This window comes from Bacteroidota bacterium (assembly GCA_016711505.1).
In the GTDB taxonomy this organism is placed as follows: domain Bacteria; phylum Bacteroidota; class Bacteroidia; order AKYH767-A; family 2013-40CM-41-45; genus JADKIH01.
This window is the reverse complement of record JADJSV010000008.1, coordinates 139,739-164,474: the sequence shown is the minus strand read 5'-3', so window position 1 is coordinate 164,474 and position 24,736 is coordinate 139,739. Positions and strand designations below refer to the sequence as shown.

Genomic DNA, 24,736 nt, shown 5'->3' with positions numbered 1-24,736 from the left:
TCTTTTCTTACTAATTTAAATTTAACCCTATGGTTCGTTCCGAGGAATGTCCCGTGACCTTTGACCTCTGACCTTTGACCTCTTAAGTTGTAGTGCGGCTAAAACCTGCATCGTCTCCACTAACTCATCCAATTCGTCTTCGCTTCCGGATTCCACTTGATAGAAGTCTTTTTAAGATTTGTCCAGAATTCAATTGATGAATCTCCTGTAATATCTCCGACACCAAATTTGGAATCATTCCATCCACCGAAAGAAAATGGCTCTCTTGGAACCGGTACTCCGATGTTAACCCCGATCATCCCGGCACTAGCTTTTTCCATCACTTGTCTTGCAATACTTCCACTTTGTGTAAAGACGCTTGCAGCATTTCCATAGCTCGATCCGTTTTCAATTGTCAGTGCTTCGTCGATCGAACTTGCACGCATAATAGCTATCACCGGACCAAAAACTTCTTCTCTTGCAATTGCCATATCAGGTGTAACAAAATCGATTACAGTTGGCCCGACATAATTTCCGTTTTCCATCCCATCAACTTTTGCATTTCTGCCATCGACAAGAATTTTTGCGCCGGCTTTTTCTGCTTCGGTGATATATCTTTCAATTCTTTCTTTCGATTCTTTTGTGATAACCGCTCCAAGATTTTTTCCCGGAATAATTTTGCGTGCTTCATCACAGATCTTCGCAATGATCGGATCAACATTTCCAACGGCTACCATTGCCGAAGCTGCCATACAACGTTGTCCGGCACAACCACTCATCGATGCTGTAACATTACTGGCAGTCATATCAGGATGTGCATCCGGCATTACGATCAGATGATTTTTTGCTCCACCTAAAGCCAGACATCTTTTAAGGTTTGAAGTTGAACGGATATAAACAAGTTTTGCAATTTTAGTTGAGCCTACAAATGATACTGCCTGAATGCCCGGATGATCACATATTGCTTCAACAATTTCTTTATCTCCATTTACAATATTGAAAACTCCATCAGGTAGTCCTGCTTCCTTCAGCATTTCTGCAATTCTCATAGAGGAAATCGGAACTTTTTCTGATGGTTTAAGGATCATGCAATTTCCCAGCACAATCGCATTTGGAATAGTCCAGTGTGGTACCATATGTGGAAAGTTGAATGGAGCAATCGATGCTACGACACCAATAGGTTTGTGATCTAATCTGCATTCAACGCCACGACTAACTTCCATTACTTTTCCTGCAACTAATTGCGGCATACTGCAAGCATACTCTGTAAGTTCTATACTTTTTTCAACTTCAGCTGTTGCTTCATCCAGTGTCTTGCCGTTTTCTTTTTGTACAAGTAAAGCAAGTTCCTTCAGATTTTTTTCCATCAGTGTTTTATACCTGTAGAAAATCTGAACTCTTTCTTTTATTGGTGTCGAGGACCATGTTTTAAATGCTGCCTGTGCAGATTCTACAGCTGCATTTAATTCCGTCATCGTGGAAAGTGGTACATTTGCTATCGTTATTCCGTCAAGTGGTGAAGTGATATCCATTGACTTTTTTGTTCCATTGGTAAATTTTCCCGAGATGTAGTTTTTGACTTCGGGCACCTGAAGTGTGGTAGTTGACATGGTCTTGATTTAAATGATTTCTTTAGATTGCCTTTTACAAATAGCGTATTTACGGCATTCAACCTTCAAATATAGCTTTAGATATTCAAAAATGCTAATTATGCATAGCCGATTTTGCATACCCACATGTTCACAATTTATGCCTTCATCACTACATTTTTGTGTACTAAAAAACTGTATTTTTATTCTATGAAAAACCTACTAACTCTTCTTTTGATCTCCTTGAGCACATTTTCGCAAGCTCAGTTTCGTTTTCAACATTTGTATGGCGGCGTTAATAATGAACGCGGACAAACACTTCTTGAAACTTTTAACAACAAATATATTTTTAATGGAGCAACAACTTCCTATGGACAGGGTAGCGCTGATGCGATTTTAATTAAAAATGATAATGATGGACAGATCATCTGGTCCAAAGTTTATGGCACTTCAGAGTATGATAATTCAGAATATGTTGTGGAAGCGACAGATTACGGATATGTTGGAGTAGGGCGGAGTATTGTAAATAATGGTAGTACTACCCATGACGCATGGATCTTCAAAACTGATTCGGCCGGTACACTTCAATGGTCGAAAACTTTTGGTAGTCCGGGTGTGAATGATGCATTTATTCACGCAATTAATACTTCAGATAATGGTTATACTTTCATTGGAAATACCCGCTCGTTAGGTCAAGGTTCGGATGATGTCTTTATGGTGCACACTGATTCCAACGGTGATACAGTCTTTACACGTACTTTCGGCTCTCCGGAATCTGAATCAGGATTAAGTGTTTTCCAGACTGCTGACGATGGGTATGTAATTTGTGGCCGTCAACAGACTTTTCCAAATGGCTTAGCAGAATCAGATGGACTGATCATTCGTACCGATGTAAATGGTGATTTGCTTTGGGCAAATTTGTATGGTGATACAATGTGGGAGGAGTTTGAATCGATAGAAGAACTTCCCAACGGAAGATTGATCCTTGCCGGATCTACAGTTTCTTTCGGAGAAGGAAATTATGATATCCTCATGATGATGACAGATGAAATGGGAGTACCTATTAATGCCTATTCTTATGGTGGTGAGAAAGGCGATGCTTCCTATAGTATAAATGTAAATCCTGATTATACTTTTACCATTTCAGGATATACTGATAATTTTGGGCATGGACATAGTCTCATGGGTGATGATAGCACCAATATATTTCTTCTGAAAACAGATACAACAGGTGCAGTTCTTTGGATGGTTGCCTACGGCGATGGATTACAAGACGAAGCTTTCCGAAGTGCAAAAAGTTCAGATGGCGGCTATTTGATAAGTGGCTTCACAGTTAGTTATACTCCTCAGGATAGTACACAAATGCTGTTCATTAAAACGGATTCAGCAGGTCTCACGGGTTGTCATGAAGAACTGGTTGCTCCTGCCACAAGTTCGGATACGATGGATTACAGAGCATCAGGATTTATTCAAAGCAGTGGTATTACCGTAACATCACTTTCGATAACGGAGACTTCAATCACCACAGTGAATAATGATGCATGCCTTTTTGCTGAAATTGAAAAGGGAATCCTAGCAAGCGAAGACCTGATTTCTGTTTATCCTGTACCTTTCACTACGGAAATAAATATTGATACAGAAAATTTAAAAGGAAATAGCTTTAACGTTCAGCTGATAAATTCAAGTGGACAAATTGTTCTCTCGGAAACTTATTCTTCCGGGATAAAAATTAAAACAACAGAACTTTCAGAGGGATTTTATTGTGTAGTTGTTTCGGGAACAGAAGATAGAGTAGTAAAAAGAATGCTAAAAGTAGCAGACAATTAATACGAATCAGAAATTTCATCTTATTTGCGATTAATACTGTTCAGGTTATTTATTTCAAGTCTCTAGTTTACTTTCGTGATAAACTGTCTGGTCGCTCCATTAGAGTTCGACAGTCTTATCATGTATTCTCCGGGCTTCAACGAACTTCCTTTGTTGTATGTAAACGTGTTGTAGCCTTTCAATGAGTATTGATAAGTCTTGAATATTGATTTTCCTTCCTTCGAAAGTATTTCAATTGCTACATCGCCATTACTCTCTGCATAATATTCTGCAGTAACCATAGAGTTGAAGGGATTTGGTCCGACACGCTGAAGATTTACAGAAGATGCTACAGATTCTCTGGCTCTTAAGTTTACTCTCTCAACATTGCTGAATGTGTTTTTTCCTTCAAAGTTTATTTGTCTCAACCGATAGTACGATGTTCCTGACATTGGTTTATAATCGACGAACTGATAGCTTTGTTGTACCTGTGAATTTCCTGCACCTTTTATTGTTGAAATTGAAGTGAAGTCGTTGCCATTATCTGATCTTTCAATTGTGAATGACTCATTGTTAATTTCACAAGCCATTTCCCAGTTAAGTTCTACACGCTGATTTTTAGATCGTGCACTGAAATAAACCATATCTGTAGGTAATGAATTCGCAGATGTAGATGTAATTCCGAAGATTCCCAATTGTGATACGTCGCGTCTGACAACAATTGGATTTTCGTTAGTGCCAAGTGCTTTCTCGTGTTTTCCAATTGCTCTCCATGGACTGGAAAGATCTTCTCGTTGACTAATGTGCAGTTTCTCGAAATTCTGAATTCCTGGAAATCCTGCAGCAGATAAACTTATATCGAAAGTTCCACCTTCGTAGCCATTTCCCGGAATTAAATTCCAATACGCATATCCTGCATTCATGCAAACATCGCCACCGTCTGTCATTGGTAATCCAATCTTATTTACATTTCCAATTCCCAGGTTGCAGAGAATTGTTCCACCTCTGGCAGGAGATATTTTGTATACGATACTTGCAGGATTCTCCGTGTTTTGATTTCCAACGGGAAATTCTACTTTGCCAATTGTAGTCGAACTGATCCATCTCCGGAAATTTCCCTGGATGTACCCATGTTCTCTTTTCAGACTTCCGATAGAAATTTCATTTTCACCAAGAGTCAGCAAATTTTTTCCTGTGATTATTCTGCCTGATTCAAGAATTAATTGGTTGCTTACAACAAGTGAAGAGTTTAATTTACAATTCTCCTCATTGCTTACATTTAGTGCATACACAACCGAAGGCAAACCGGTTCCTGTTTGTTGTTCAACACCGCCATTGTAAGTATAAGTAGCCCGTGGGCTGAAATTTCTGGCTCCTTGATTCTGTATGTTCCCACTCATTTCTGATTTTGCTATTCCTTCAGGTGAGCCAATCATTAATCCAGCTCCGGCACTTAAGTTGAAATCTCCGTTTCCTGTAAGAATATAATTGTCCATTCTTAATGTCGATCCCGGCTTTACATTGTAGTCAATTCTGTTTTTGATATTGCTGTTCGCAACAATGAACTGAACCTTTTTCATTCCTGAAAAATTTAGTTCAGCGCCCTTTGATCCTGAAATTTCAGTTATCAAACCATTTCCATTTACAGAAAGATTACCAAGTAAATTAATAATTCCTTTTGTTGCTGATGGAGAAGCATTCATATTAATTATTCCACCGGTGATATTTAAATCGCCACCAACAGTCAAACTTGAATTCATCTCTGAATTTCTGCCATTGAATGTCAATTCACCTGAATTTAAAACAACATTGCCGGCAACATTTACCTGGTTTGAACCATTTGGATTTATACATACAGTTCCACCCAGAATAAATAAATTTCCATTAAGTTTTATTTCATTTTGCTTTCCTGATTTATCAAAGAAGATATCTCTTGTTCCGGTTGAACTGATATAAATATCATTCTGAACTTTTGAAATTGTGGTTCCAAGATCTACCGGAATGTTTTGTGCAGTGCAATTCCATTTGAAGTTGCCAAAGTTTTGATCAAGGTTTTGTGGCAATAGCATACTTACACCTGTTACTTCACAATAAGAATTTTTTTCCCAGTTTGCTATTGGAAGTGCGCCACCATCGAATGTATGTTCATAGGTTGCTTTATCCTTAACTGTTATATGGTCTCCATCAACTTGCATCTTTCCGCCATTATTGACGAACTTTCCTGTGATAAAGACTTTTCCCTGAAGATCGAAAATTCCATCAGTAGCAAGTGTGCAATTATTGATCTCTGCTTGCGCGTCTTTTGATATTTCTATTTCGCTAGTAATTTCAAGGTTTCCTTTAACAATAAGATCGCTGCCTGAACCATTGGCAATTTTTAATGAACCTTTTTCAACGACCAGTTGTGCACCTTCAGAAACTAATATCTGATCAGCAGTAATTTTTGTGTTGATTATAACACTATGTCCCTCACGGATCTCTATTACATTTGAAGAAGCGGTAGGTGAGTTGTCGGAAATAACCCATTCAGATCCATCAAACGTTTCCCATATTCTTGGTGTGTGCCAGTTTCCTGAACTCACTGTCCGATAGTCACCTTGAAATGCAGCTTTTGCACTATCACTATGACCGATCTGAAAATAAATTAACAATCCTGTGATTGCAGCGGCCATTATTGAAGATGTGCCAATGAAGATCTGCTTTGCAGTTAATCGCTGACGTTGCGTTTGACGTTGTCTGCTTCTTCTGACTCTCTTTAAATCCGGATTTGTTTGGTAGGACTTCATGGTAATCTCTTATTATTTTGAGATTTTTTACGCCCATGCGCGCGGATAAATTCACTTAACTATGCGATCTCATCTCAATTGTAAGATTGTCGCACTTTCCCCCAAATACAGATAATTCCATCGGAAAAGAATACAAAACATGTATTTTTCGCTTAAAAATTGTATTCTATTTATGTAAGATATTATTCGGATTGCATCAAAAAACTCATTTTTCACAAAAAAGCCTCAAATTGTCCCTGATTTTTTTAAGCCTATTAAAGTACTATATAATTGCAATAGAGTTTTTCTGATGTAATTAAAAAAAGAAAATCATTATTCAATCAACTCATCAATCCTGTCAAACTTATCTTCCGTATACCCGCCATTGGTTCTGTAAATGATCCTGGCATCTTTGTCAAGTAAAAACAAATAAGGAATTTCCCCGCTAGTCATCTTTAATGAAGAAATTAATTGTTCTGTATTCGATTCACTGAACAGAACATGAGGTCTCAAATCTGATTGCGCAGTTTCCCTGAATTTACGTTTCATGTTTTCTGCAAACATCTGGTTACTGCCTTTAACCAGAGGAATGAAGAAGACGTTTACGTCATAAATATCATCCATAATTCCTGTCTTGGCAATAAATTTCTGATAAACCGGATCGAGCCATGTTTCCAGATCTTTTTGGGCCTTAGTTGATGATGCAAAACAAAGAAGGGTGTATTTGCCTTTTACATCCGCAGGCATTGTGATCCGTTTCTGATCTATTGTCTGCCCGGTGATATTATCTATTTCTTGTGATTTACCTTCTATTGAAAGTAGGCTCAAACCGATTACTATTAATAAATACCGCATATGATTTTTATTTAGACTATGCAGGAATCTTGCCACGGTTTTATTATTCTTTCTTAGATTTAAAATCCTTTAGCCGATCAATAAAATTTTCAGCCCATGAAAATATTTTTTTCTCCAGAACAGATTCCTGCTTGGTTATCAAACGGTGCACGATTATGGATATTGTGGCCATTATCCCACTTTTCAGAAAATCACCTTTCACAAAGTTTATTCCTGTAACATTGGAAAGAGCCCTGATTGCTATATTTTCAGGTTTAAAATCATCACGCACTTCTTTGAATTTTGCTTTCAAATTTTCTTCCTTCTTATCCAGCTCTACCTGAAGACGCAAAATTTCTTTTCTCAGCTGATTTGAGTTCTCTATCTTACTCATCTTCTTTTAACATTTTATGGATTATGGCATTTGAAATAGGTTTTTTTATCCAACTCTCCCGGGCCAGATAAACTATTAACCCTATCGTAAGATATATTCCGGCTACTGTTAAAAATCCTGTTGAATAATGTCCGGTTTTTTCTGAAAGATAAAATGCCAAAGCAACACTGCCAAACAAAAATACCATGGTGAAAAAAGTAGGAGCAATAGTCCCGTAACTGCAGAACCTGCTATCTCACTGCTTTTTTCAACAGCTTGCAATTTCGCAAGCTCAATCCTTGTTTCCAGATATTCTTTCGAATCTGCAAAAAGATCTTCAATATTTTTGTTCTCTTCCATGGATTCTAAGATAGACTTAATTTTTTAGTTTACTCAACTTTTCAAAATTCAGGATATAGATCTGCTTTTCTCTGATATCTATTAATTTCTCTTCTTTGAAATCTGACAAGGTCCTGATCACTGATTCTGTGGCTGTACCAACAATGCTCGCAAGATCTTCGCGACTTACAGAGAATGGTGTTTTCTCTCCATTTTTCTGATAACGTTCCTGCAAAACAAGCAAAGCATCGGCTACTCTTTTGCGAACAGAATTGTAAGCAAGATTGATCAGACGTTCTTCAGTTTCCTGTAAATTGTTTGAAAGCATACGAATGAATTTGGCTGCAACATCTCTGTTACTATATAATAATGCAAAAAAGTCTGTCCGGGGAATAATTGAGATCTCACATTCTTCCAGCGTTTCAGCAGACTCTTTGTATTCTGCATTCTCGATGAGATCAGAATAACCAATAAACTCACCTTGCTGATGAATTCCTGTGATCAGCTCTTTACCGTCTTCATGAGTCTTAAATGTCTTGAGCTTTCCTTTGTTGATGAAAACAATTCCATTTGGTTCATCACCGTCCATGTAAACCATTTCTTTCTTACGGAAGTGAAGCACTTTTCTGTCTTTCGAAAGTTTTTCTAATTCTCCCAAACCTTTCGCAGCCGCAAGGAATTCGTCGAGCCCTTCAACATTTTTACTGAACTCTTTTTTGAAAAGAGCATTCTTTTTTAATCTTGTGTCAACTGCATTCAGCAATTCCATTTCTTCAAATGGTTTTGTAATGTAATCGTCAGCACCCATACTCATACCTTTTCGCAAGTCAGATTTTTCTGCCTTAGCTGTAAGAAATATAAATGGAATTCCCGCAGTGGATGCATTTTTTCCTAATAGATAAAGAACTCCGTATCCATCAAGGTCCGGCATCATAATGTCGCAGACGATCAGATCCGGAATTTCTTTCAAAGCAGCTTCTACACCTGCTTTGCCGTTAGCGGCTGTTGAAACTTTATAGTTTGCCAGTTCAAGGATCTCAGCGGTGTTTTCCCGCATTTCCTGATTGTCTTCAATCAGAAGAATTTTTTTGTCAGTATTCATTTGTTTGGTAGTGTTATTTTAAAAGTAGTTCCTTCGTTTTCTGAACTCTTCAGTGAAATATTTCCGTTTAGTTTATTTACATAACGTTGAACAATATTCAGACCCAATCCCGTTCCTTGTATTGCAGTAACATTGGCAGCCCTGAAAAATCGTTCAAACAAATGTTGTTGATCGTCTTTGGGAATGCCAATTCCGTAATCAATTATTGTAATGCTGATCTCAGAATCATTTATAACTTGAAAGTCAATTTTAGAGTTCTCAGGTGAATATTTAATCGCATTGTTGATCAGGTTGATCAGAATATGACGCATCAGTGTTTTGTCAACTACTGCTTCGGTTTCTCCCGTATAGCTCAAAATTATATGCTGATCAGGTTTTGAAACAGATTGCATTTCTTCTGTAATATCCTCGCAGAATTGTTTAAAGTTTAAAGTTTCATACCTTATTTCTACTTTTCCTGCTTCAAGCTTTTCAAGAGATAGAAAGTCGTTTAAGATATCAGTCAGATTTTTTACCGAACCTTTGATACGCTCAATATGTTTTTTTCTTTTGTCCAGTAAGGAATTGTCATCATACTTGCCAATAAGTGATACGGATGTTAAAATTGTACTCAAAGGAGTCCGGAATTCATGCGAAGCAATAGAAACGAATTTCGATTTCATTTCATTCAACTCTCTTTCTTTTTCAAGTGAAATAAGAATTTCTTTTTCTGCTTTCTTTACTTCCGTTACGTTTTGAAGAACAAGCAAGATCTCTTTGATAAATCCTTTTGCGTCGGGTAGGGGGACAGCGTTGATCACATAATGTTCATCATTAAGACTTACATCGATGTGTGTGCTTTCCCAATTGAATACGTTTAAGAGTTTTGCTTTATCGACATCCGTGAAATTAAATACATCCAGCGAACTTGTTTTTTTTCCTTTCAGTGTATCTCTTTTCAAACCGAGATTGTCGAGTTCTTTTCCATCGATGAAAACAATATTGAATTCTCTGTTTGTTACACAAATTATTCCATCAGGAAAATTTCTGGCAATGGTGCTATACAATCTTTCACTGTCCCGCAAAGCTTCCTCGATCTTCCGGCGTTCGAACATTTCTTCATGAAGATTCTTATTTACTTTTCCAGTGAATTATTTGCCGATTCAAGTTCTTTTGTTCTGTCAAGAACTCTTTGCTCTAATTCTTCCTGAGCTTTGTTGATCTGGTCGTCCTGCTTCTTTCTTTCAGTAATATCAATAATAAAACTGATTACGAATAATTCATTTTTATTTCTGAATGAACTTAAACTGATCTCTACAGGAAACTCATCGCCATCTTTTTTCTTTGCAAACAAATTCATTCCTTGACCCATTGACCGGTTATGAAGTTCCTTATAATATCCCTTCCTGTGATCAGAATGTTTATGAACAAATTTTTTGGGAATCAGATCTTCAATTACCATTCCCTGAAGTTTACCTCTTTCATATCCGAATTGCTCGCAGGCACGCGGATTCGCCATTACTATCTCGCCTTTGACATTACTGATAATTATTCCTTCAGTAGCATGATTGAACATTGCATTTAAATTCTCGGTACTCTTTATTAAATTTTCCTGAGATTGTTTGTATTTGATAATTGCATATGTAAACGCCCAGATAAACAGAATCGGTAAAATGAAAAATGGTAGGCTTTCAAAAGAATATTCCAGATTGTTATTCAGAAAATAACCAAGCATGATCAAAACACTCATGATCACACTTACATCAAAAGTACTTCTGTTGCCGGGTGACCAGATCGTCAATAAAACAATCAGTGAATAGACAAATTCAATATGGTACTGTGAAGGAGTGATCAGAGATAATCCAAACAATGCCACACTGGCAATAATGCCTATTATCTGAATTTTCTTTTCTTTCATTTACTGATTCTCAAATATTAACTACAAATTAAGACCCCAAATCTAATTTTCAGTTCGCTGAATTAACATGCTATGAATCCTATACAAATATGATGAATATCATGTAATGTAGCAATAAGCAGAAGTAATTTCGTCTTTCTAATAGAATAAATTGATGACCCTTCCTATTTCAACCCAGTTAAAGAAGATTTTAGTGCCTCTTGACTTCTCTGAAACTTCACTTCATGCAATGAGATATGCAGCTTCATTGGCTTTGAAACTCAATTCGGAAATTGTATTATTTCACACTGTTGGAGTACCTGTGGTTACCAGCGGTGACATGGTTTTCACTACTGATGTTTCTGCCCTTCAGAAGGATGCTATCGTTCAATTGGAAAAAGCAAAGGCTGAATTACTGAATATTGACCATAAATTAAACGTTTCAATCAGCTTGGCAATCGGTGTTCCGGCTAATGAGATCAATCTCAAATGTAAGGAGGATGGAATCGACCTCGTTATCATGGGTTCGGATGGTACATCGGGAGTAATTGAAGTGGTTTTTGGAAGTGTCACAAGATCTGTAATTGCAAATTGCCCATGTCCGGTTCTGACAGTTCCTTTAAATGCTCCAAATACTTTTCCGGGAAAAGTTGTTTTTGCAACTAACTTCGATGATCATGAATTGCAACCTCTCTTTCTTCTGACAGAAATGCTTAAGCCACTCAGGACTGAGATCCACCTTATTCATGTTGATTCTACCGCTGATATGAAAAGTCAGGATGAACTGCTAACATATTTCAGAGGACAAGTAACTGCAAATATTAATTATGATAATATAAAGTTTCATCTTCTTAAGGGAGATGATGTTGAAGATACAATTGAAAGTTTTATTGTAGGAAACAAGATTGAATGGCTTGCAATTGCTAAGCGAAAAAGAAATTTCTTTGATTTTGTCACCTCAAAAAGTCTGACCAATAAATTACATCACCATTCATACGTGCCTTTGCTCGTCTTTCATACTGCAGTTCATTCAGGAACTCCTTTATTTTAAGTTCTGAATTTAATAATTGTCCTAACCTTGCTTCAATCATAATACTAAATGCCGGAATCAGAACTCATCAGGAAATATAATGTTGCCGGACCAAGATATACCAGTTATCCAACTGTTCCTTTTTGGAGCAATTCGCCAACAGAAGAACAATGGCTGGCTTGCATAAATAAACAAATGGAAACGGATCGCTCTATGAGCATCTATATTCATTTGCCATTTTGTGAAAGTCTGTGTACATATTGTGGATGTAATACAAGGATAACAGTTAATCACGCCGTCGAAACTCCATATATTTCAGCTTTACTTAAAGAATGGAAAATGTATGTTGATAAGATGGAAAAAATTCCACTTATCAAAGAGATTCATCTTGGAGGTGGTACACCAACATTTTTTTCTCCGGAAAATCTGGGTCGATTGCTTAATGGTATCTTTTCTTTAGCGGAAAGAGATCCGGATATCGAATGCAGCTTTGAAGCACATCCGAATAATACCGATGAAGAACATTTAAAGTTATTATACGACTGGGGATTCCAAAGAGTCTCTTTCGGTATTCAGGATTTTGATCCGGAAGTACAAAGAGTGATCAACCGGAAACAATCCTTTGAGAAAGTAAAAGAAATCACGGCGAAAGCTAAAGAAATAGGATACACTTCTGTTAATTATGATCTGATCTATGGTTTACCAAAACAAAACAAAGAAAGTGTTATTGATACAATAGAAAAAGTAAAATTATTGAACCCCGACCGTATTGCATTTTATAGCTATGCTCATGTGCCATGGATAAAACCCGGACAAAGAAGTTTTACAGAAAAAGATCTGCCCGTAGGATTGGAGAAAAGTATACTTTATGAAACTGGTCGACAACTCCTCGAAGAAAACGGGTATAAAGAAATAGGAATGGATCATTTCGCACTTGAAACAGATTCATTATACACATCAATGCTCGAAGGTAACTTGCATAGAAATTTTATGGGCTATACTTCTTCAGGAAGAAATCAACTAATGATTGGTCTGGGTGTTTCTTCAATCAGTGATTCATGGACAGCTTTCGCTCAAAATGTGAAAACGATTGAATCATATTATGAGTTGCTTGACAAAGATCGTTTCCCAATTTTCAAAGGTCATCTTTTATCACAGGAAGATCTGATCATCAGAAAACATATTTTGAATATCATGTGTAACTTCGAAACTGATTGGTCAGATGTTGCAATGCAGTTTGCAGAACTTGATCTTGTCAGAAATTCACTCATGGAACTTGAAAAGGATGAATTCATTTTGCTTACCCCATTTCATTTAAAAGTAACGGATAAAGGAAGAGCATTTTTGAGAAATATCTGCATGTCTTTCGACCTGCTTCTCTTGCGTAAACAACCGGATACAGTTATTTTCAGTACTACCGTTTAGTGAAGGAATAAGACATTACGGCTCATCTATTTCCTTGAAATTCTGTATTTTGTATATTGCGCATCCCTTATGCGGAATATTCTCGTAACAATCATATTATCAACTATTTGCGCTTTTAATTTAAAGGCGGGCGAAGCAATTCCCGATGATACACTGGCTAAGGGTCAGAATTCAAAGTTTCTTGCATTCCCATTTGTATTACGTTCGCCGGAAACCAGCTGGGGATTTGGTTTAGCTTCAGCATATTTTTTTAAGGCAAAACTGGATGATAAAGACATTAGAACTTCTGATGTGAATCTGATTTCATTGTATACATTGAAAAAGCAATTAGTCGTTGTAATTGGTTCTACAATTTATTTTCCAAAGGAGGATTATATTTTCAGGTGGCAAAGTTCATACAGTTACTATCCTGATAAATTCTGGGGAATCGGAAATGATACTAGAACCGGTGCTGAAGAAAAATATAGCATCAAGCAATTTTATTTCAATCCGCAATTTCTGGCAAGGCTATACAAGAAATTGTATATCGGGGGAAATGCAGAATTTCAAAGTGTAAGCGATTTTACTTATACTTCAAATGGTGTGTTTGATACACAAGCGATCGTAGGACGATATGGTGGCAAAGCCTCAGGACTTGGTTTTTTAATTACACTTGATTCGCGAAACAATGCTTACTCTCCCAGTAAAGGTGGATTTATTGAATTTAATCTGACAAGATTCGATAAAAAATTTAGCAGTGATTTCAACTTCACATATTACTCTCTCGAACTAAAAAAATTCTATCGTATCGGAGTTAATCGCGTTCTCGCCGTTCAATTGTATGGTAAAGTAAATGCCGGTGAAGTTCCCATTCGAAACTTATCAATGCTTGGAGGCTCTGAAATGATGCGCGGCTTTTACAAAGGTCGGTACGCTGACAAAAATATGTTTACCACACAGGCTGAAATCAGACAATATCTTTTCTGGAGAATTGGAGTAGTAGCTTTCGCAGGAAGCGGACAAGTATCAAATAGCTTTGATGATCTCCGCTGGGACAGAATGCATTTTTCATACGGCGGAGGATTACGCTTAATGGTCCAAGAAAAAGAAAAACTAAACCTCCGGATCGATTATGGAATCGGGGAAGGGAAGAGTGGGGTTTATGTTATTCTCAAAGAAGCTTTTTAATTATTCATTATTATTTAAAAATCCCTGACTTAAATCACCTCCCTCACCTGACCATCCTCATTCGAAAAAGACGCCTAAAACATGACTTTTGTTTCATAACGATATGTCATGCAAAAATTGGTAGAGACGGAAGTCAAATGTTTTCATTGCGGTGAACTTTGTGTTGATGAAATTATTTTAGTTAATGAAAAGCAATTTTGTTGTGAAGGTTGTAAACTCGTTTATGAGATACTCAATGAGAACAACTTGTGCACTTATTATAACTTCAACGAAACTCCCGGAATATCTCCTGCTAAAAGCGGTAATGATAAACGATTTGCATATCTCGATGATAACAATGTAAAACAAAAGTTACTTCAGTTTTCAGATGGTAATACAGCTTCGCTCACGTTTTTTATTCCTCAGATGCATTGCAGTAGCTGTATCTGGTTACTTGAAAATCTGACGAGGATAAATGATTCTATACTCCGGTCAAGAGTAGATTTTCTAAGAAAAGAAGTTCACATATATTATAATGAAAGTACTTTCTCGCTCCGTAAACTTGTTGAATTGCTTTCTGCAATTGGTTATGAGCCACAGATCAATCTTGATGATCTGGAGAAAGGCCGTAAAACTAAAAAAGACCGGTCAGCTGTTTACCGTATTGGAGTCGCAGGTTTTTGTTTTGGAAATATCATGCTTTTCAGTTTTCCGGAATATTTTTCTCTCGCAGATTCTGCTGAAAGACATTATGGAAATGTCTTCAACTATCTGAATTTGGTGCTTTCACTTCCTGTTTTGTTTTATTGCAGTGCGCCGTTTTTCCGGTTTGCATTTCAAAGTCTGAAACAAAAATATCTTAATATTGATGTACCCATAGCCCTGGGAATTTTTATTATGTTCGTAAGAAGTAGTTACGAAATTATCTCGGCAACAGGCGCCGGATATATGGATACTATGGCCGGACTTACATTTTTTATGTTGCTTGGCCGGCAATTTCAGAATAAAACGTATGACACTCTTTCATTCGATCGAGATTACAAATCGTTCTTTCCTATTTCCGTTATGGCCAAAAGGAATGGAATAGAAACTTCAATTCCTGTATCTGATATTAAAGTAAGTGATCGTATCATCATCAGAAATGAAGAGCTGATTCCTGCTGATTCAATTCTTATAAAAGGAGATGCTTCTATTGATTATAGTTTTGTTACAGGGGAAAGCGCTGCTGTCTATAAAAAAGCAGGCGATCTGCTATATGCCGGTGGGAAACAAAAAGGTTCAGCTATCGAAATGGAAGTTGTAAAGCAAGTCGAGCAAAGTTATCTGACACAACTCTGGAACAATGATGCTTATGTAAAAAAGCAAACTGATTCTACTTTTCAGCAATTGGTAAATAAGATCAGTCATTATTTTACAATAGTAATACTGGGAATTGCATTAGTTTCACTCGCATATTGGATCATTGCCGGACATCCTGAAATCGGTTGGAATGCTTTTACTGCTGTCCTCATTATCGCTTGTCCTTGCGCACTAGCGATCTCATCCCCATTTACTCTGGGCAATATTCTGCGGATTTTTGGAAAGAATAAATTTTATCTGAAAAACTATGCAGTAATAGAAAAACTGGCGAAAGCGGATTCTATCGTGTTTGACAAAACAGGAACTCTTACATCAAATGATCGGTCTGACATTATATTTAATGGCGATCTGACTGAAGAAATAAAGTATCTGATCTCATCAGCAACTTTTCATTCTTATCATCCATTGAGCAGAATGATCTATGATCAGACAAAGTGCGGGAAAAGAGGCAAGGCTGAAAACTATTCTGAGCAAAGTGGTAAAGGATATCAGGTAACAGTTGACGGTAAGAACATCAAAATTGGTTCTTCAACCTATGTTAAAGGAATTCCTTCTCTCTCTGCGGAAACAGAAGTTCACATTTCTATTTCAGGCAATTATATCGGATACTTCTCCTTGAAAAATGTTTACCGTTCCGGAGTAGATACCATGATCGCCTCTTTGAGAAAAGAAAAATATGATCTGTTTGTAATTTCAGGGGATCACGCAGGAGAAAAAGAAAAACTGCAACAACTTTGCGGTAAGGAAAGCATGATTTTGTTTGAACAAACCCCAACTGATAAACTTGCATTTATTCAGGACCTGCAAAAACTTGGGAAAAATGTTTTGATGATCGGCGATGGATTAAATGATGCCGGAGCACTCAGCCAGGCTGATATTGGAATTTCTGTTTCCGATAATGTAAATAATTTTTCACCGGCATGTGATGCAATTATTGATGCAAAGCGATTAAATTCATTGTCTAATATCCTCAATGTTTCCAGATCAAGTAAGCGAATCATATTCGGAAGTTTTATAATAGCTCTTATATATAATGCTTTCGGAATTTATTTTGCCGTCAGAGGTGAATTAAGTCCACTCTTTGCTGCCATATTAATGCCTATCAGCAGCGTTACGATCATTTCGTTCACAACTCTTCTGTCAAAATGGGTAGGAAGAAATAAAAACTGAAATTCAAATATTTTACAATTTTGAAGAGAGAAAAGAGTATTAAAAATAAATACCTTTTTCTCTCTTTATTTTCTCCCTTTTTTTCTCATTTTTCTCCATGTTAAAAACTGTATTTCCACATTTTGTTGACTTTTTACAATTAATCCCGCTTTTAAACTGACAAACATCATACTCGCTATTGACCCGAATCATTAGAAGTCAGAAGCCATGAAATTACTTTTATCCAAGAATTTTAAAACAAATGAGCATAATTTTCCTCCTTATTTTATTCAGTCTTCTGCTGGCAATAGCCTTCCTTTTCGCTTTTATCTGGAGCGTGAAGGATGGACAGTTCGACGACGATTATACTCCATCTGTCAGAATTCTCTTTGATGATGAAAAACAAAAGAACCAGAAAACACAAGAAGAATTATGAACATAGAAAAATTTAGTTACGACAATAAGATTGTCCGCAATTTTGCAGTTGCTACTGTCATATGGGGAGTCGTCGGAATGCTTGTTGGGTTGATCATCGCCCTTCAATTAACAAGTGCGAAATTCAACTTTGGTCCGATCGGAAACTTTGGACGTTTAAGACCATTGCATACTAATGCAGTGATCTTTGCATTTGTAGGAAATGGTATTTTTATGGGCGTTTATTACTCGCTTCAGAGATTACTGAAGGCCCGTATGTTCAGTGATGTACTTAGTAAGATACATTTCTGGGGCTGGCAACTTATCATTGTCTCCGCAGCGCTGACTCTTCCGCTTGGCATTACTACCAGTAAAGAGTACGCAGAACTTGAATGGCCGATTGATATCATGATTGCTATCGTTTGGGTGATCTTTGGTATAAACATGTTTGGAACGATCCTCAAGAGACGTGAAAGACATTTATATGTAGCGATCTGGTTTTACATTGCTACAGTTGTTACTGTTGCCGTACTTCATATCGTTAACTCTCTTGCATTACCTGTTTCATTGTTTAAAAGCTATTCAATATTTGCAGGTGTTCAGGATGCTTTGGTTCAGTGGTGGTATGGACACAACGCTGTTGCGTTTTTCCTGACTACTCCGTACTTAGGTTTGATGTATTACTTCGTTCCTAAAGCAGCTAACCGTCCGGTTTATTCATACAAACTTTCTATCATCCATTTCTGGGCTCTGATCTTTTTATATATCTGGGCAGGTCCGCATCACTTGTTATATACTTCTCTTCCTGATTGGGCACAATCTCTCGGTGTTGTATTCAGTATAATGTTGATCGCTCCTTCCTGGGGTGGTATGATCAACGGATTACTTACTCTTCGTGGTGCGTGGGATAAAGTCCGTGAAAGTACAGTACTTAAATTTATGGTCGTTGCTATTACTGCATATGGTATGTCAACTTTTGAAGGACCTATGCTTTCATTGAAAAGCGTAAATGCAATCTCTCACTTTACTGACTGGATAGTTGCACACGTTCACGTAGGTGGACTTGGATGGAATGGAATGTTGACTTTCGGTATTCTATACTGGTTGATCCCACGAATGTATAATGTAAATATCTTCTCAAAGAAACTGGCAAATTTCCATTTCTGGATTGCAACCTTAGGAATTATATTCTATGCTGTCCCATTGTATTGGGCAGGATTTGCACAGTCTCTTATGTGGAAAGAATTTACTCCGGAAGGTGTCTTAAAATATCCAAACTTCCTTGAAACAGTTGTGCAGATCGTCCCTATGTATCGTCTCCGTGCTTTCGGTGGATCTTTATACCTGATCGGTGCATTGGTGATGGTTTATAATCTTTACAAAACTGCAGCATCAGGAAAATTTGTTGCCAATGAAGAAACTTCTGCTCCTGCACTTGAGAAAAATGCTGTTGTACATAAAGGTCACTGGCATCGTTGGATTGAAAGACGTCCTGTTCAAATGCTCATCGTAAGTTTAGTTATGATTCTGATCGGAGGTATGATTGAAATAATTCCAATGTTGACTGTGAAATCAAACATCCCGACTATCGCTAGCGTGAAGCCTTATACTCCTCTTGAATTACAAGGCCGCGACATCTATATCCGTGAAGGTTGTTACACTTGTCACTCACAAATGATTCGTCCTTTCAGAAGTGAGACCGAACGTTATGGTGAATATTCTAAAGCAGGTGAATTTGTGTATGATCATCCTTTCCAATGGGGTTCTAAACGTACCGGACCTGATTTAGCTCGTGAAGGTTCAAAATATCCGAACTCATGGCATTATAATCACATGCTCGATCCAACTACAATGTCTCCCGGATCAATCATGCCTGCTTATGATTTCCTGATCGAAGATGATCTCGATACTTCATTAACTGCAGCAAAAATTAATGTAATGAGAAAACTTGGTGTTCCTTATGACAATGACTTTGATAAAATAGCAAATCAGGAATTAGTGAAACAGGAAATTCTGATCGCTGATGATCTTGCAAAAGCAGGTGTTAAGGTTGCTCCAAATAAAGAGATAGTTGCCATAATTGCATACTTGCAAAGACTTGGTACCGATATCAAGGGCGAGAAATTTTCTTCAGTTAAATAATTGTAAAAAAAGATCATCATGTTTAAAAATTATTTCAAAGGAATAGAAGGGATAGCAACTTATCCAATGTTCTCACTGCTTGTCTTCTTTATCTTCTTTATGGCTGTTTTCATCTGGGCATTAAGAACAAAGAATTCCAGTCTCGAAGAAGTAAGCAGAATACCGCTTGAATCAGAAAATAATAATAACCCTAATTCAATATTGTAAGAGTATGAAAAGGATAAATAATTCCATAAAGCTGATCGCTGCCACAACTGTTTTGCTTTTCATGCAATTCACATCATATGCTCAGGAAGTAGCAACAGAGGTTAAAAAACCTGAAGTTGTTCAGATTCCAAAAATGTTTTTTGATCCTGTAACTTATATCTGGATCTTATTAGGATTCATAGTCCTTTTAACAATCTACACTATGTCGCATACTATTCGTGCGCTGACAAAAATTGTGGAAGGTAAATATGCTCCAACAGGTAGTACTCAGGCGGAAGCCGCTGAATTGTCACCGGAAATTGTAAGGCCTTCTCTTTACTCCAGAATCATGCACAGTCTTGTGAAAGCTGTTCCTATTGAAAAGGAGAAAGATGTTATGCTGGATCATAATTACGATGGTATTCAGGAACTGGACAATCAATTACCACCATGGTGGAAGTACGGTTTCTATATCACTATCGTATTCGCATTTGTTTATCTGTTCAATTTCCACGTCTCAGGTTCAGGAAAATTGCAACTTGCTGAATACAACGAAGAAATGAAAAACGCAGAACTTGAAAGAAAAGCCAGAATGGAAAATGATGCGAACTACATTACTTCAGCTTCTGTAGTTACTTTAACTGAAGCAGGTTCTATTGCAGCAGGTAAAGAAACCTACATAAAAAGTTGTAAGGCTTGTCATGGAGATTTTGGACAAGGTAATGTTGGTCCGAATTTAACAGACGAATTCTGGATTCATGGCGGAGGTATTAAAAACATTTTTAATACCGTGACCGAAGGTGTTCCCGCAAAAGGAATGATCAGCTGGAAAACTCAGTTAACCCCAAAAGCTATACAGGAAGTAGCGAGTTATATTCTCACACTTCAGGGAACAAATCCTGCAGCTCCAAAGGAGCCTCAAGGTGACAAATGGGTTGAAGTAACTGATAGTGTAGTGGTGGCAGATTCAGTTGTCGTAGATAGTGTTCAATCAATTGCCTTAAGCAAAAAGTAGAAATGAGTAGTAATATAAAGGATGAGTCGTTTCGCGACAGCATTGCGACAATAGGTGAAGATGGGAAGCGGGCGTGGATTTATCCGAAGAAACCTCATGGTAAACTTTATAATAAGAGAACAATAGTCAGTATTATCTTACTGACTCTTCTCTTTTCAGGTCCGTTCATGAAATGGAATGGCCATGCCATGTTTCTTTTTAATGTCATTCAGAGAAAATTTATTTTATTCGGTATTCCTTTCTGGCCTCAGGATTTTTTCCTGTTTGTGCTCGCAATGCTTACCTTTTTTGTATTCATAATATTATTCACAGTTGTATTTGGGCGAGTGTGGTGTGGCTGGGCTTGTCCCCAGACGATCTTCATGGAAATGGTATTCAGAAAAATTGAATACTTTATCGAAGGGGACTCTGCTCAGCAAAAACTTCTGCACAAATCTCCATGGGATGGGACTAAAATCCGAAAGAAACTTTTAAAACACAGCATCTTTTTTGTCATTGCATTCATTATTGCAAATACATTTCTTGCCTATATCATTGGCGTTGATCAGATGAAACTTCTGGTAACAGAAGGACCAATGATGCACCTGGTTGGATTTGGAGCTTTGGTAGTTTTTACAGCTGTTTTCTATGGTGTGTATGCACGGTTCAGAGAGCAGGCGTGTATAGTAGTTTGTCCCTATGGTCGTTTACAAGGAGTTTTACTTGACAGAAATTCTGTTGTCATTGCTTATGATTATTCAAGAGGTGAACCACGTGCGAAAATACATAAGGATGAAAAGAGAACTGCCGGCGATTGCATCGATTGCCATCAATGTGTAAGCGTTTGTCCTACCGGAATTGATATCCGCAATGGAACCCAACTTGAATGTGTTAATTGCACCGCTTGTATCGATGCATGTAATTCTATCATGCAAAAAGTAAATCTGCCTGAAGGATTGATCCGTTATACAAGTGAAAACAGCATTGCTGATAAAAAGAAATTCAAAGTCACCTCAAGGATCATCGGCTATGGTGTTGTATTGCTCTTGTTGTTAACTTCCCTTATCATTTTATTGTCACTGCGTACCGATGTCGAATCTACGATCATGCGTACTCCGGGACAGCTTTACCAGATGGTAGATAGTACACATGTAAGTAATCTCTACAATATTCAACTCGTTAATAAAACTTTTGGTGATCTTAATCTTGAAATCGTTCTCGATCATCCAAAAGGCGAAATTAAATTTGTCGGTGAAAAAGTATCATTACTGAAGAAGGATGGTACTATCGATGGAGTGTTTTTTGTTATTCTTCATGCTGAAGATTTAACAAGTATAAAAACTCCTGTTCATATAAAAGTTCTTTCAAATGGTAAAGTGGTAAGTAATATTAAAACAAACTTCCTCGGACCATCACCAAATTAAAAAGCAGAGATCATGAAAATAAAATTTAACTGGGGATTTGGAATTGCAGCCTTCATAGGATTATTCATAGTATTCATTTCTACATTGGTCTATAAATGTTCTCAACACGAAGTTGATCTTGTTTCTGCGAATTATTATGACCTGGAAATTCAATATCAGAATCAGATCAATAAAATGAATAACTCCGCAGCATTAGATCAGCAAGTGCTGATTTCATCTGTTAATGATCAGGTAGTATTTCAGTTTCCTGAAAAATTTAAAGGCTCGAAGTTAGAAGGACGAATCACTTTTTTCAAACCCGATAAATCTGCCTATGATTTTGAAGTTCCTTTGCAATTGAATGAAGAACTTTCTCAAAGTCTTTCATCAAAAGAAATGGCATCCGGTCGCTGGAATGTTAAGGTGAATTATAGGGATGGACAACAGGAATACTTTACCGAAGAAAAAATTAATCTGAATTAATTAAATTGATATGTGGATCCTGACAGCATTTCTTTTTGGCTTTATGGGAAGTTTCCATTGCGCCGGTATGTGCGGACCAATTGCTCTTACGTTGCCAAAGAAAGGAACAGGTCTTGCTTTACGTGGGAAGATCTTCTATAATCTCGGACGTATCGTAACTTATTCTGTATTGGGAGCTGTTATTGGATTATTCGGAAGATCTTTATCATTGACAGGCTTTCAGAAAACTGTTTCCATTGTATCCGGAGTATCGATTTTGTTGATTGCCGGAATTCCTCTGATCAGCAAAAAGTTTAAACCCTTCAATGGTTTTTTGTACAGCCTGACAAATTCGATTAAAAAAATTTTCCGAAAAATGCTGCAATCCGATTCAAAATATTCATCACTGGGAATCGGACTTGCAAACGGAATTCTTCCATGCGGTTTTGTTTATCTTGCCTTAGGAGCATCGTTGGCAATGGGCAGCGTAGGAGGGAGCGCCGGCTATATGGCGCTGTTTGGTTTGGGAACAGTTCCGATGATGTTATTCCTGACTTTAACCGGGCAAGTGTTGAATTTTAAATTTCAGAGGTACGTGCGTCAGGCTATTCCATACATTGCACTTGTAATGGGCGTCTGGTTGATCTTCAGGGGCATCAATTATCAGCCACATTCTTGTTGCAGTCATTGAAAAGTTAATTGAGCGGGATTTAGATAAATCTTTTTTTGTAGCTTTGACTAAATCAATTTATAAATGGAAAACCTTGACATTGTAACCTTAATGCTGAGACTGGTCACAGGCTCGCTTTTTTTCTTTCAGGGTTACGACAAAATTTTCCGCATAAAAATTTCCAACGTCGTCCGCACCTTCGACGATCCGATGAATCCTACCATCTGGCCCAAGTCCTTACTAAAGCCACTGATCACCATCTCATCCTACGCAGAACTCATCGGCGGCTTATTCCTGTTCATAGGCCTCCTGAAATTCCCAACCCTCGCCATCCTCTCTGTTGATCTCCTGTTCGTAGCAATTTCATTCTCCTCCATCAAAGCTATGTGGGACATGCAACACTACTTCCCGCGTTTTATTTTTGTTCTGATGTTGTGGGCAATTCCTTTTTCGGTGGATGTTTATTCGGTTGATAGGTTAATTGGGAAGTTATTTTAATTTCTTGCAATATAATTTGTTCAGGCGTCTAAGCCGGGGTCACACTTTAATCGACATAAAAAACCCGCCCAACATTTCTGCCGAGCGGGTCAAACCACATGAACACCTAATTTGTAAACCCTGTCTTTATTTAGCAGCCATCGGCTGGAAACTTAGATCAACAGTGATCTTTGCTTCTTTTGATACTTTGTCTTTTACTACTGATGGAACTTCGATCTTATAATCTGCAAGCATTAAACTGAATTCCGATTTTGCTGCAGTGATACTTCCACCTTTTACTGTAATGTTTCCTGTTGCACTGATCTCTTTCGTTTCACCGTGAAGTGTCATTTGTCCTTTCACAGTTGCAGGATACGTCCCGTCTTTCTTCAGATCGATACTACTCATATTTGTGATCGTACCTTTGAAAGATGCTTTCGGAAATTTATCTGACTCAACATAATTCTCGTTGAAATGTTCCTGCATAAGTGCTTTTTCAAAACTAAATGCTTTCATTAATAGCGCAAATTCAATCGCACCTGTTGAAGCATCAATCACACTCATTGTTTTGTCGTTTGTAGCATCGATTTTTTCTGGAGAGTTTGGACTTGTCGCATCAAAATGAACCTTACCGTTCTTTGTCAAAACTTTCTGTCCGAAAACAGCTGATGTCGAAATTAATAATGCTATTGCAAAAATTACTTTTTTCATAGTTATATTTTAAGTTTGTTTGATTAATTATTTTCTACTACTACACAGTCTACCATTACTACATCCATCAATATGCCTGTGCAGATTCCTTTTATTCTTACTTGTTGACCTTCTGCGAGTGCTGCTGCTTTGGATTGTGCTGCCTTTTCAAATACACATCCGATTCCTGCTATATCAGCTCCCTGAAGTGTAATGTTCAGCTTGCCTTGTTCGTCTTTTGTTTTTTCGGATACGATTCCTGCTACTTCAATGACCTTGCCATTAAATTTTTTATTGGCTGCATCTTCATTCGTTTCAAATTCATTGATGATGGCAGCTGATTCAACCACGAAATCCGGTTTGTCATTCAGGATACTCTGATGCGGCTTATTGAATAAGTAAAAGCCGAATGCAGCACCGGCTAAGGCCATTATGCCTAACGCTAAAAATATTTTCTTTTTCATTGACACAAATTTAGAGTTGAAAACTGAATTAATTTTGGTTTGACCTTGACTTTTATATTATT

At 37.4% G+C, this 24,736-nt stretch carries 23 protein-coding genes; 13 read left to right on the top strand and 10 right to left on the bottom strand.

Going from position 1 to position 24,736, the window contains the following annotated elements:
• Positions 1–119 precede the first annotated feature (119 nt).
• Entirely contained in the window at positions 120–1,589 is a 1,470-nt protein-coding gene (locus tag IPL24_10935; protein MBK8364166.1) for a CoA-acylating methylmalonate-semialdehyde dehydrogenase, read from the bottom strand.
• Positions 1,590–1,778: 189 nt separating this feature from the next.
• Here IPL24_10935 and IPL24_10930 point away from each other — a divergent pair, with 189 nt between their 5' ends.
• Positions 1,779–3,395, top strand: coding sequence for a T9SS type A sorting domain-containing protein (locus IPL24_10930; protein MBK8364165.1), 1,617 nt, complete (start codon positions 1,779–1,781; stop codon positions 3,393–3,395).
• 62 nt (positions 3,396–3,457) lie between these two features.
• Here IPL24_10930 and IPL24_10925 read toward each other — a convergent pair whose 3' ends face one another.
• The 7 genes from IPL24_10925 to IPL24_10895 form a co-directional block, all read right to left on the bottom strand.
• On the bottom strand, positions 3,458–6,160 hold the full coding sequence (locus IPL24_10925; protein MBK8364164.1) for a hypothetical protein: 2,703 nt from the start codon (positions 6,158–6,160) through the stop codon (positions 3,458–3,460).
• A gap of 312 nt (positions 6,161–6,472) precedes the next feature.
• On the bottom strand, positions 6,473–6,994 hold the full coding sequence (locus IPL24_10920; GenBank protein ID MBK8364163.1) for a hypothetical protein: 522 nt from the start codon (positions 6,992–6,994) through the stop codon (positions 6,473–6,475).
• Between the two features lie 43 nt (positions 6,995–7,037).
• A complete protein-coding gene (locus IPL24_10915; protein ID MBK8364162.1) occupies positions 7,038–7,367 on the bottom strand; it encodes a hypothetical protein in 330 nt (109 codons plus the stop codon).
• Positions 7,368–7,475: 108 nt separating this feature from the next.
• Positions 7,476–7,706 carry a hypothetical protein gene (locus tag IPL24_10910; protein ID MBK8364161.1) on the bottom strand — a complete coding sequence of 77 codons (231 nt, stop codon included), beginning with the start codon at positions 7,704–7,706 and terminating at the stop codon, positions 7,476–7,478.
• A gap of 16 nt (positions 7,707–7,722) precedes the next feature.
• Complete coding sequence (locus IPL24_10905; GenBank protein ID MBK8364160.1) at positions 7,723–8,787, bottom strand: response regulator; 1,065 nt, start codon at positions 8,785–8,787, stop codon at positions 7,723–7,725.
• Positions 8,784–9,881, bottom strand: coding sequence for a PAS domain-containing sensor histidine kinase (locus tag IPL24_10900; protein MBK8364159.1), 1,098 nt, complete (start codon positions 9,879–9,881; stop codon positions 8,784–8,786). Before IPL24_10900 ends, IPL24_10905 begins: the two co-directional genes overlap by 4 nt.
• Positions 9,882–9,901: 20 nt before the next feature.
• Positions 9,902–10,684, bottom strand: a complete 783-nt coding sequence (locus IPL24_10895) for a PAS domain S-box protein (GenBank protein ID MBK8364158.1) — start codon at positions 10,682–10,684, stop codon at positions 9,902–9,904.
• A 154-nt stretch (positions 10,685–10,838) separates the two neighbouring features.
• On the opposite strand from IPL24_10895, the gene IPL24_10890 reads away from it, so the two are divergent.
• The 12 genes from IPL24_10890 to IPL24_10835 all read left to right on the top strand — a co-directional run bounded on the left by IPL24_10890 (position 10,839) and on the right by IPL24_10835 (position 23,541).
• Entirely contained in the window at positions 10,839–11,714 is an 876-nt protein-coding gene (locus tag IPL24_10890; GenBank protein ID MBK8364157.1) for a universal stress protein, read from the top strand.
• A 48-nt stretch (positions 11,715–11,762) separates the two neighbouring features.
• Positions 11,763–13,118, top strand: coding sequence for an oxygen-independent coproporphyrinogen III oxidase (gene hemN / locus IPL24_10885; GenBank protein MBK8364156.1), 1,356 nt, complete (start codon positions 11,763–11,765; stop codon positions 13,116–13,118).
• Positions 13,119–13,187: 69 nt separating this feature from the next.
• The gene (locus IPL24_10880) at positions 13,188–14,285 is read left to right on the top strand and encodes a BamA/TamA family outer membrane protein (protein ID MBK8364155.1); all 1,098 of its coding nucleotides are present in this window, start codon (positions 13,188–13,190) and stop codon (positions 14,283–14,285) included.
• A gap of 108 nt (positions 14,286–14,393) precedes the next feature.
• Entirely contained in the window at positions 14,394–16,793 is a 2,400-nt protein-coding gene (locus tag IPL24_10875) for a heavy metal translocating P-type ATPase metal-binding domain-containing protein (GenBank protein MBK8364154.1), read from the top strand.
• A gap of 241 nt (positions 16,794–17,034) precedes the next feature.
• The gene (gene ccoS, locus IPL24_10870) at positions 17,035–17,208 is read left to right on the top strand and encodes a cbb3-type cytochrome oxidase assembly protein CcoS (protein ID MBK8364153.1); all 174 of its coding nucleotides are present in this window, start codon (positions 17,035–17,037) and stop codon (positions 17,206–17,208) included.
• Positions 17,205–19,328, top strand: coding sequence for a cytochrome-c oxidase, cbb3-type subunit I (gene ccoN, locus IPL24_10865; GenBank protein ID MBK8364152.1), 2,124 nt, complete (start codon positions 17,205–17,207; stop codon positions 19,326–19,328). The genes ccoS and ccoN overlap by 4 nt, the downstream gene beginning before the upstream one ends.
• An 18-nt stretch (positions 19,329–19,346) precedes the next feature.
• Positions 19,347–19,535, top strand: a complete 189-nt coding sequence (locus IPL24_10860) for a cbb3-type cytochrome c oxidase subunit 3 (GenBank protein ID MBK8364151.1) — start codon at positions 19,347–19,349, stop codon at positions 19,533–19,535.
• 4 nt (positions 19,536–19,539) lie between these two features.
• Positions 19,540–20,529: a c-type cytochrome gene (locus IPL24_10855; GenBank protein ID MBK8364150.1), complete on the top strand. Its 990-nt coding sequence runs from the start codon at positions 19,540–19,542 to the stop codon at positions 20,527–20,529.
• 2 nt (positions 20,530–20,531) lie between these two features.
• Positions 20,532–21,932, top strand: a complete 1,401-nt coding sequence (gene ccoG, locus IPL24_10850; GenBank protein ID MBK8364149.1) for a cytochrome c oxidase accessory protein CcoG — start codon at positions 20,532–20,534, stop codon at positions 21,930–21,932.
• Positions 21,933–21,944: 12 nt separating this feature from the next.
• Positions 21,945–22,394: a FixH family protein gene (locus IPL24_10845; GenBank protein MBK8364148.1), complete on the top strand. Its 450-nt coding sequence runs from the start codon at positions 21,945–21,947 to the stop codon at positions 22,392–22,394.
• Between the two features lie 10 nt (positions 22,395–22,404).
• Positions 22,405–23,064 carry a sulfite exporter TauE/SafE family protein gene (locus tag IPL24_10840; GenBank protein ID MBK8364147.1) on the top strand — a complete coding sequence of 220 codons (660 nt, stop codon included), beginning with the start codon at positions 22,405–22,407 and terminating at the stop codon, positions 23,062–23,064.
• Positions 23,065–23,127: 63 nt separating this feature from the next.
• Positions 23,128–23,541, top strand: a complete 414-nt coding sequence (locus IPL24_10835; GenBank protein ID MBK8364146.1) for a DoxX family protein — start codon at positions 23,128–23,130, stop codon at positions 23,539–23,541.
• A 126-nt stretch (positions 23,542–23,667) separates the two neighbouring features.
• Here the strand turns inward: IPL24_10835 and IPL24_10830 are convergent, their stop codons facing one another.
• Positions 23,668–24,231 carry a YceI family protein gene (locus IPL24_10830; GenBank protein MBK8364145.1) on the bottom strand — a complete coding sequence of 188 codons (564 nt, stop codon included), beginning with the start codon at positions 24,229–24,231 and terminating at the stop codon, positions 23,668–23,670.
• 23 nt (positions 24,232–24,254) lie between these two features.
• Positions 24,255–24,674, bottom strand: coding sequence for a hypothetical protein (locus IPL24_10825; protein ID MBK8364144.1), 420 nt, complete (start codon positions 24,672–24,674; stop codon positions 24,255–24,257).
• Positions 24,675–24,736: the final 62 nt, after the last annotated feature.

Excerpts from the sequence above, each read along its gene's own strand:
- IPL24_10915 (MBK8364162.1), bottom strand. The coding sequence starts at position 7,367 with ATGAGTAAGATAGAGAACTCAAATCAGCTGAGAAAAGAAATTTTGCGT.
- IPL24_10840 (MBK8364147.1), top strand. The coding sequence starts at position 22,405 with ATGTGGATCCTGACAGCATTTCTTTTTGGCTTTATGGGAAGTTTCCAT.
- IPL24_10860 (MBK8364151.1), top strand. The coding sequence starts at position 19,347 with ATGTTTAAAAATTATTTCAAAGGAATAGAAGGGATAGCAACTTATCCA.
- IPL24_10855 (MBK8364150.1), top strand. The coding sequence starts at position 19,540 with ATGAAAAGGATAAATAATTCCATAAAGCTGATCGCTGCCACAACTGTT.
- IPL24_10900 (MBK8364159.1), bottom strand. The coding sequence starts at position 9,881 with ATGTTCGAACGCCGGAAGATCGAGGAAGCTTTGCGGGACAGTGAAAGA.
- ccoG (MBK8364149.1), top strand. The coding sequence starts at position 20,532 with ATGAGTAGTAATATAAAGGATGAGTCGTTTCGCGACAGCATTGCGACA.
- ccoS (MBK8364153.1), top strand. The coding sequence starts at position 17,035 with ATGAGCATAATTTTCCTCCTTATTTTATTCAGTCTTCTGCTGGCAATA.
- IPL24_10845 (MBK8364148.1), top strand. The coding sequence starts at position 21,945 with ATGAAAATAAAATTTAACTGGGGATTTGGAATTGCAGCCTTCATAGGA.
- IPL24_10910 (MBK8364161.1), bottom strand. The coding sequence starts at position 7,706 with ATGGAAGAGAACAAAAATATTGAAGATCTTTTTGCAGATTCGAAAGAA.
- ccoN (MBK8364152.1), top strand. The coding sequence starts at position 17,205 with ATGAACATAGAAAAATTTAGTTACGACAATAAGATTGTCCGCAATTTT.
- IPL24_10835 (MBK8364146.1), top strand. The coding sequence starts at position 23,128 with ATGGAAAACCTTGACATTGTAACCTTAATGCTGAGACTGGTCACAGGC.
- IPL24_10890 (MBK8364157.1), top strand. The coding sequence starts at position 10,839 with ATGACCCTTCCTATTTCAACCCAGTTAAAGAAGATTTTAGTGCCTCTT.
- IPL24_10830 (MBK8364145.1), bottom strand. The coding sequence starts at position 24,231 with ATGAAAAAAGTAATTTTTGCAATAGCATTATTAATTTCGACATCAGCT.
- IPL24_10930 (MBK8364165.1), top strand. The coding sequence starts at position 1,779 with ATGAAAAACCTACTAACTCTTCTTTTGATCTCCTTGAGCACATTTTCG.
- IPL24_10925 (MBK8364164.1), bottom strand. The coding sequence starts at position 6,160 with ATGAAGTCCTACCAAACAAATCCGGATTTAAAGAGAGTCAGAAGAAGC.
- IPL24_10825 (MBK8364144.1), bottom strand. The coding sequence starts at position 24,674 with ATGAAAAAGAAAATATTTTTAGCGTTAGGCATAATGGCCTTAGCCGGT.
- IPL24_10935 (MBK8364166.1), bottom strand. The coding sequence starts at position 1,589 with ATGTCAACTACCACACTTCAGGTGCCCGAAGTCAAAAACTACATCTCG.
- IPL24_10905 (MBK8364160.1), bottom strand. The coding sequence starts at position 8,787 with ATGAATACTGACAAAAAAATTCTTCTGATTGAAGACAATCAGGAAATG.
- IPL24_10895 (MBK8364158.1), bottom strand. The coding sequence starts at position 10,684 with ATGAAAGAAAAGAAAATTCAGATAATAGGCATTATTGCCAGTGTGGCA.
- hemN (MBK8364156.1), top strand. The coding sequence starts at position 11,763 with ATGCCGGAATCAGAACTCATCAGGAAATATAATGTTGCCGGACCAAGA.
- IPL24_10920 (MBK8364163.1), bottom strand. The coding sequence starts at position 6,994 with ATGCGGTATTTATTAATAGTAATCGGTTTGAGCCTACTTTCAATAGAA.
- IPL24_10880 (MBK8364155.1), top strand. The coding sequence starts at position 13,188 with ATGCGGAATATTCTCGTAACAATCATATTATCAACTATTTGCGCTTTT.
- IPL24_10875 (MBK8364154.1), top strand. The coding sequence starts at position 14,394 with ATGCAAAAATTGGTAGAGACGGAAGTCAAATGTTTTCATTGCGGTGAA.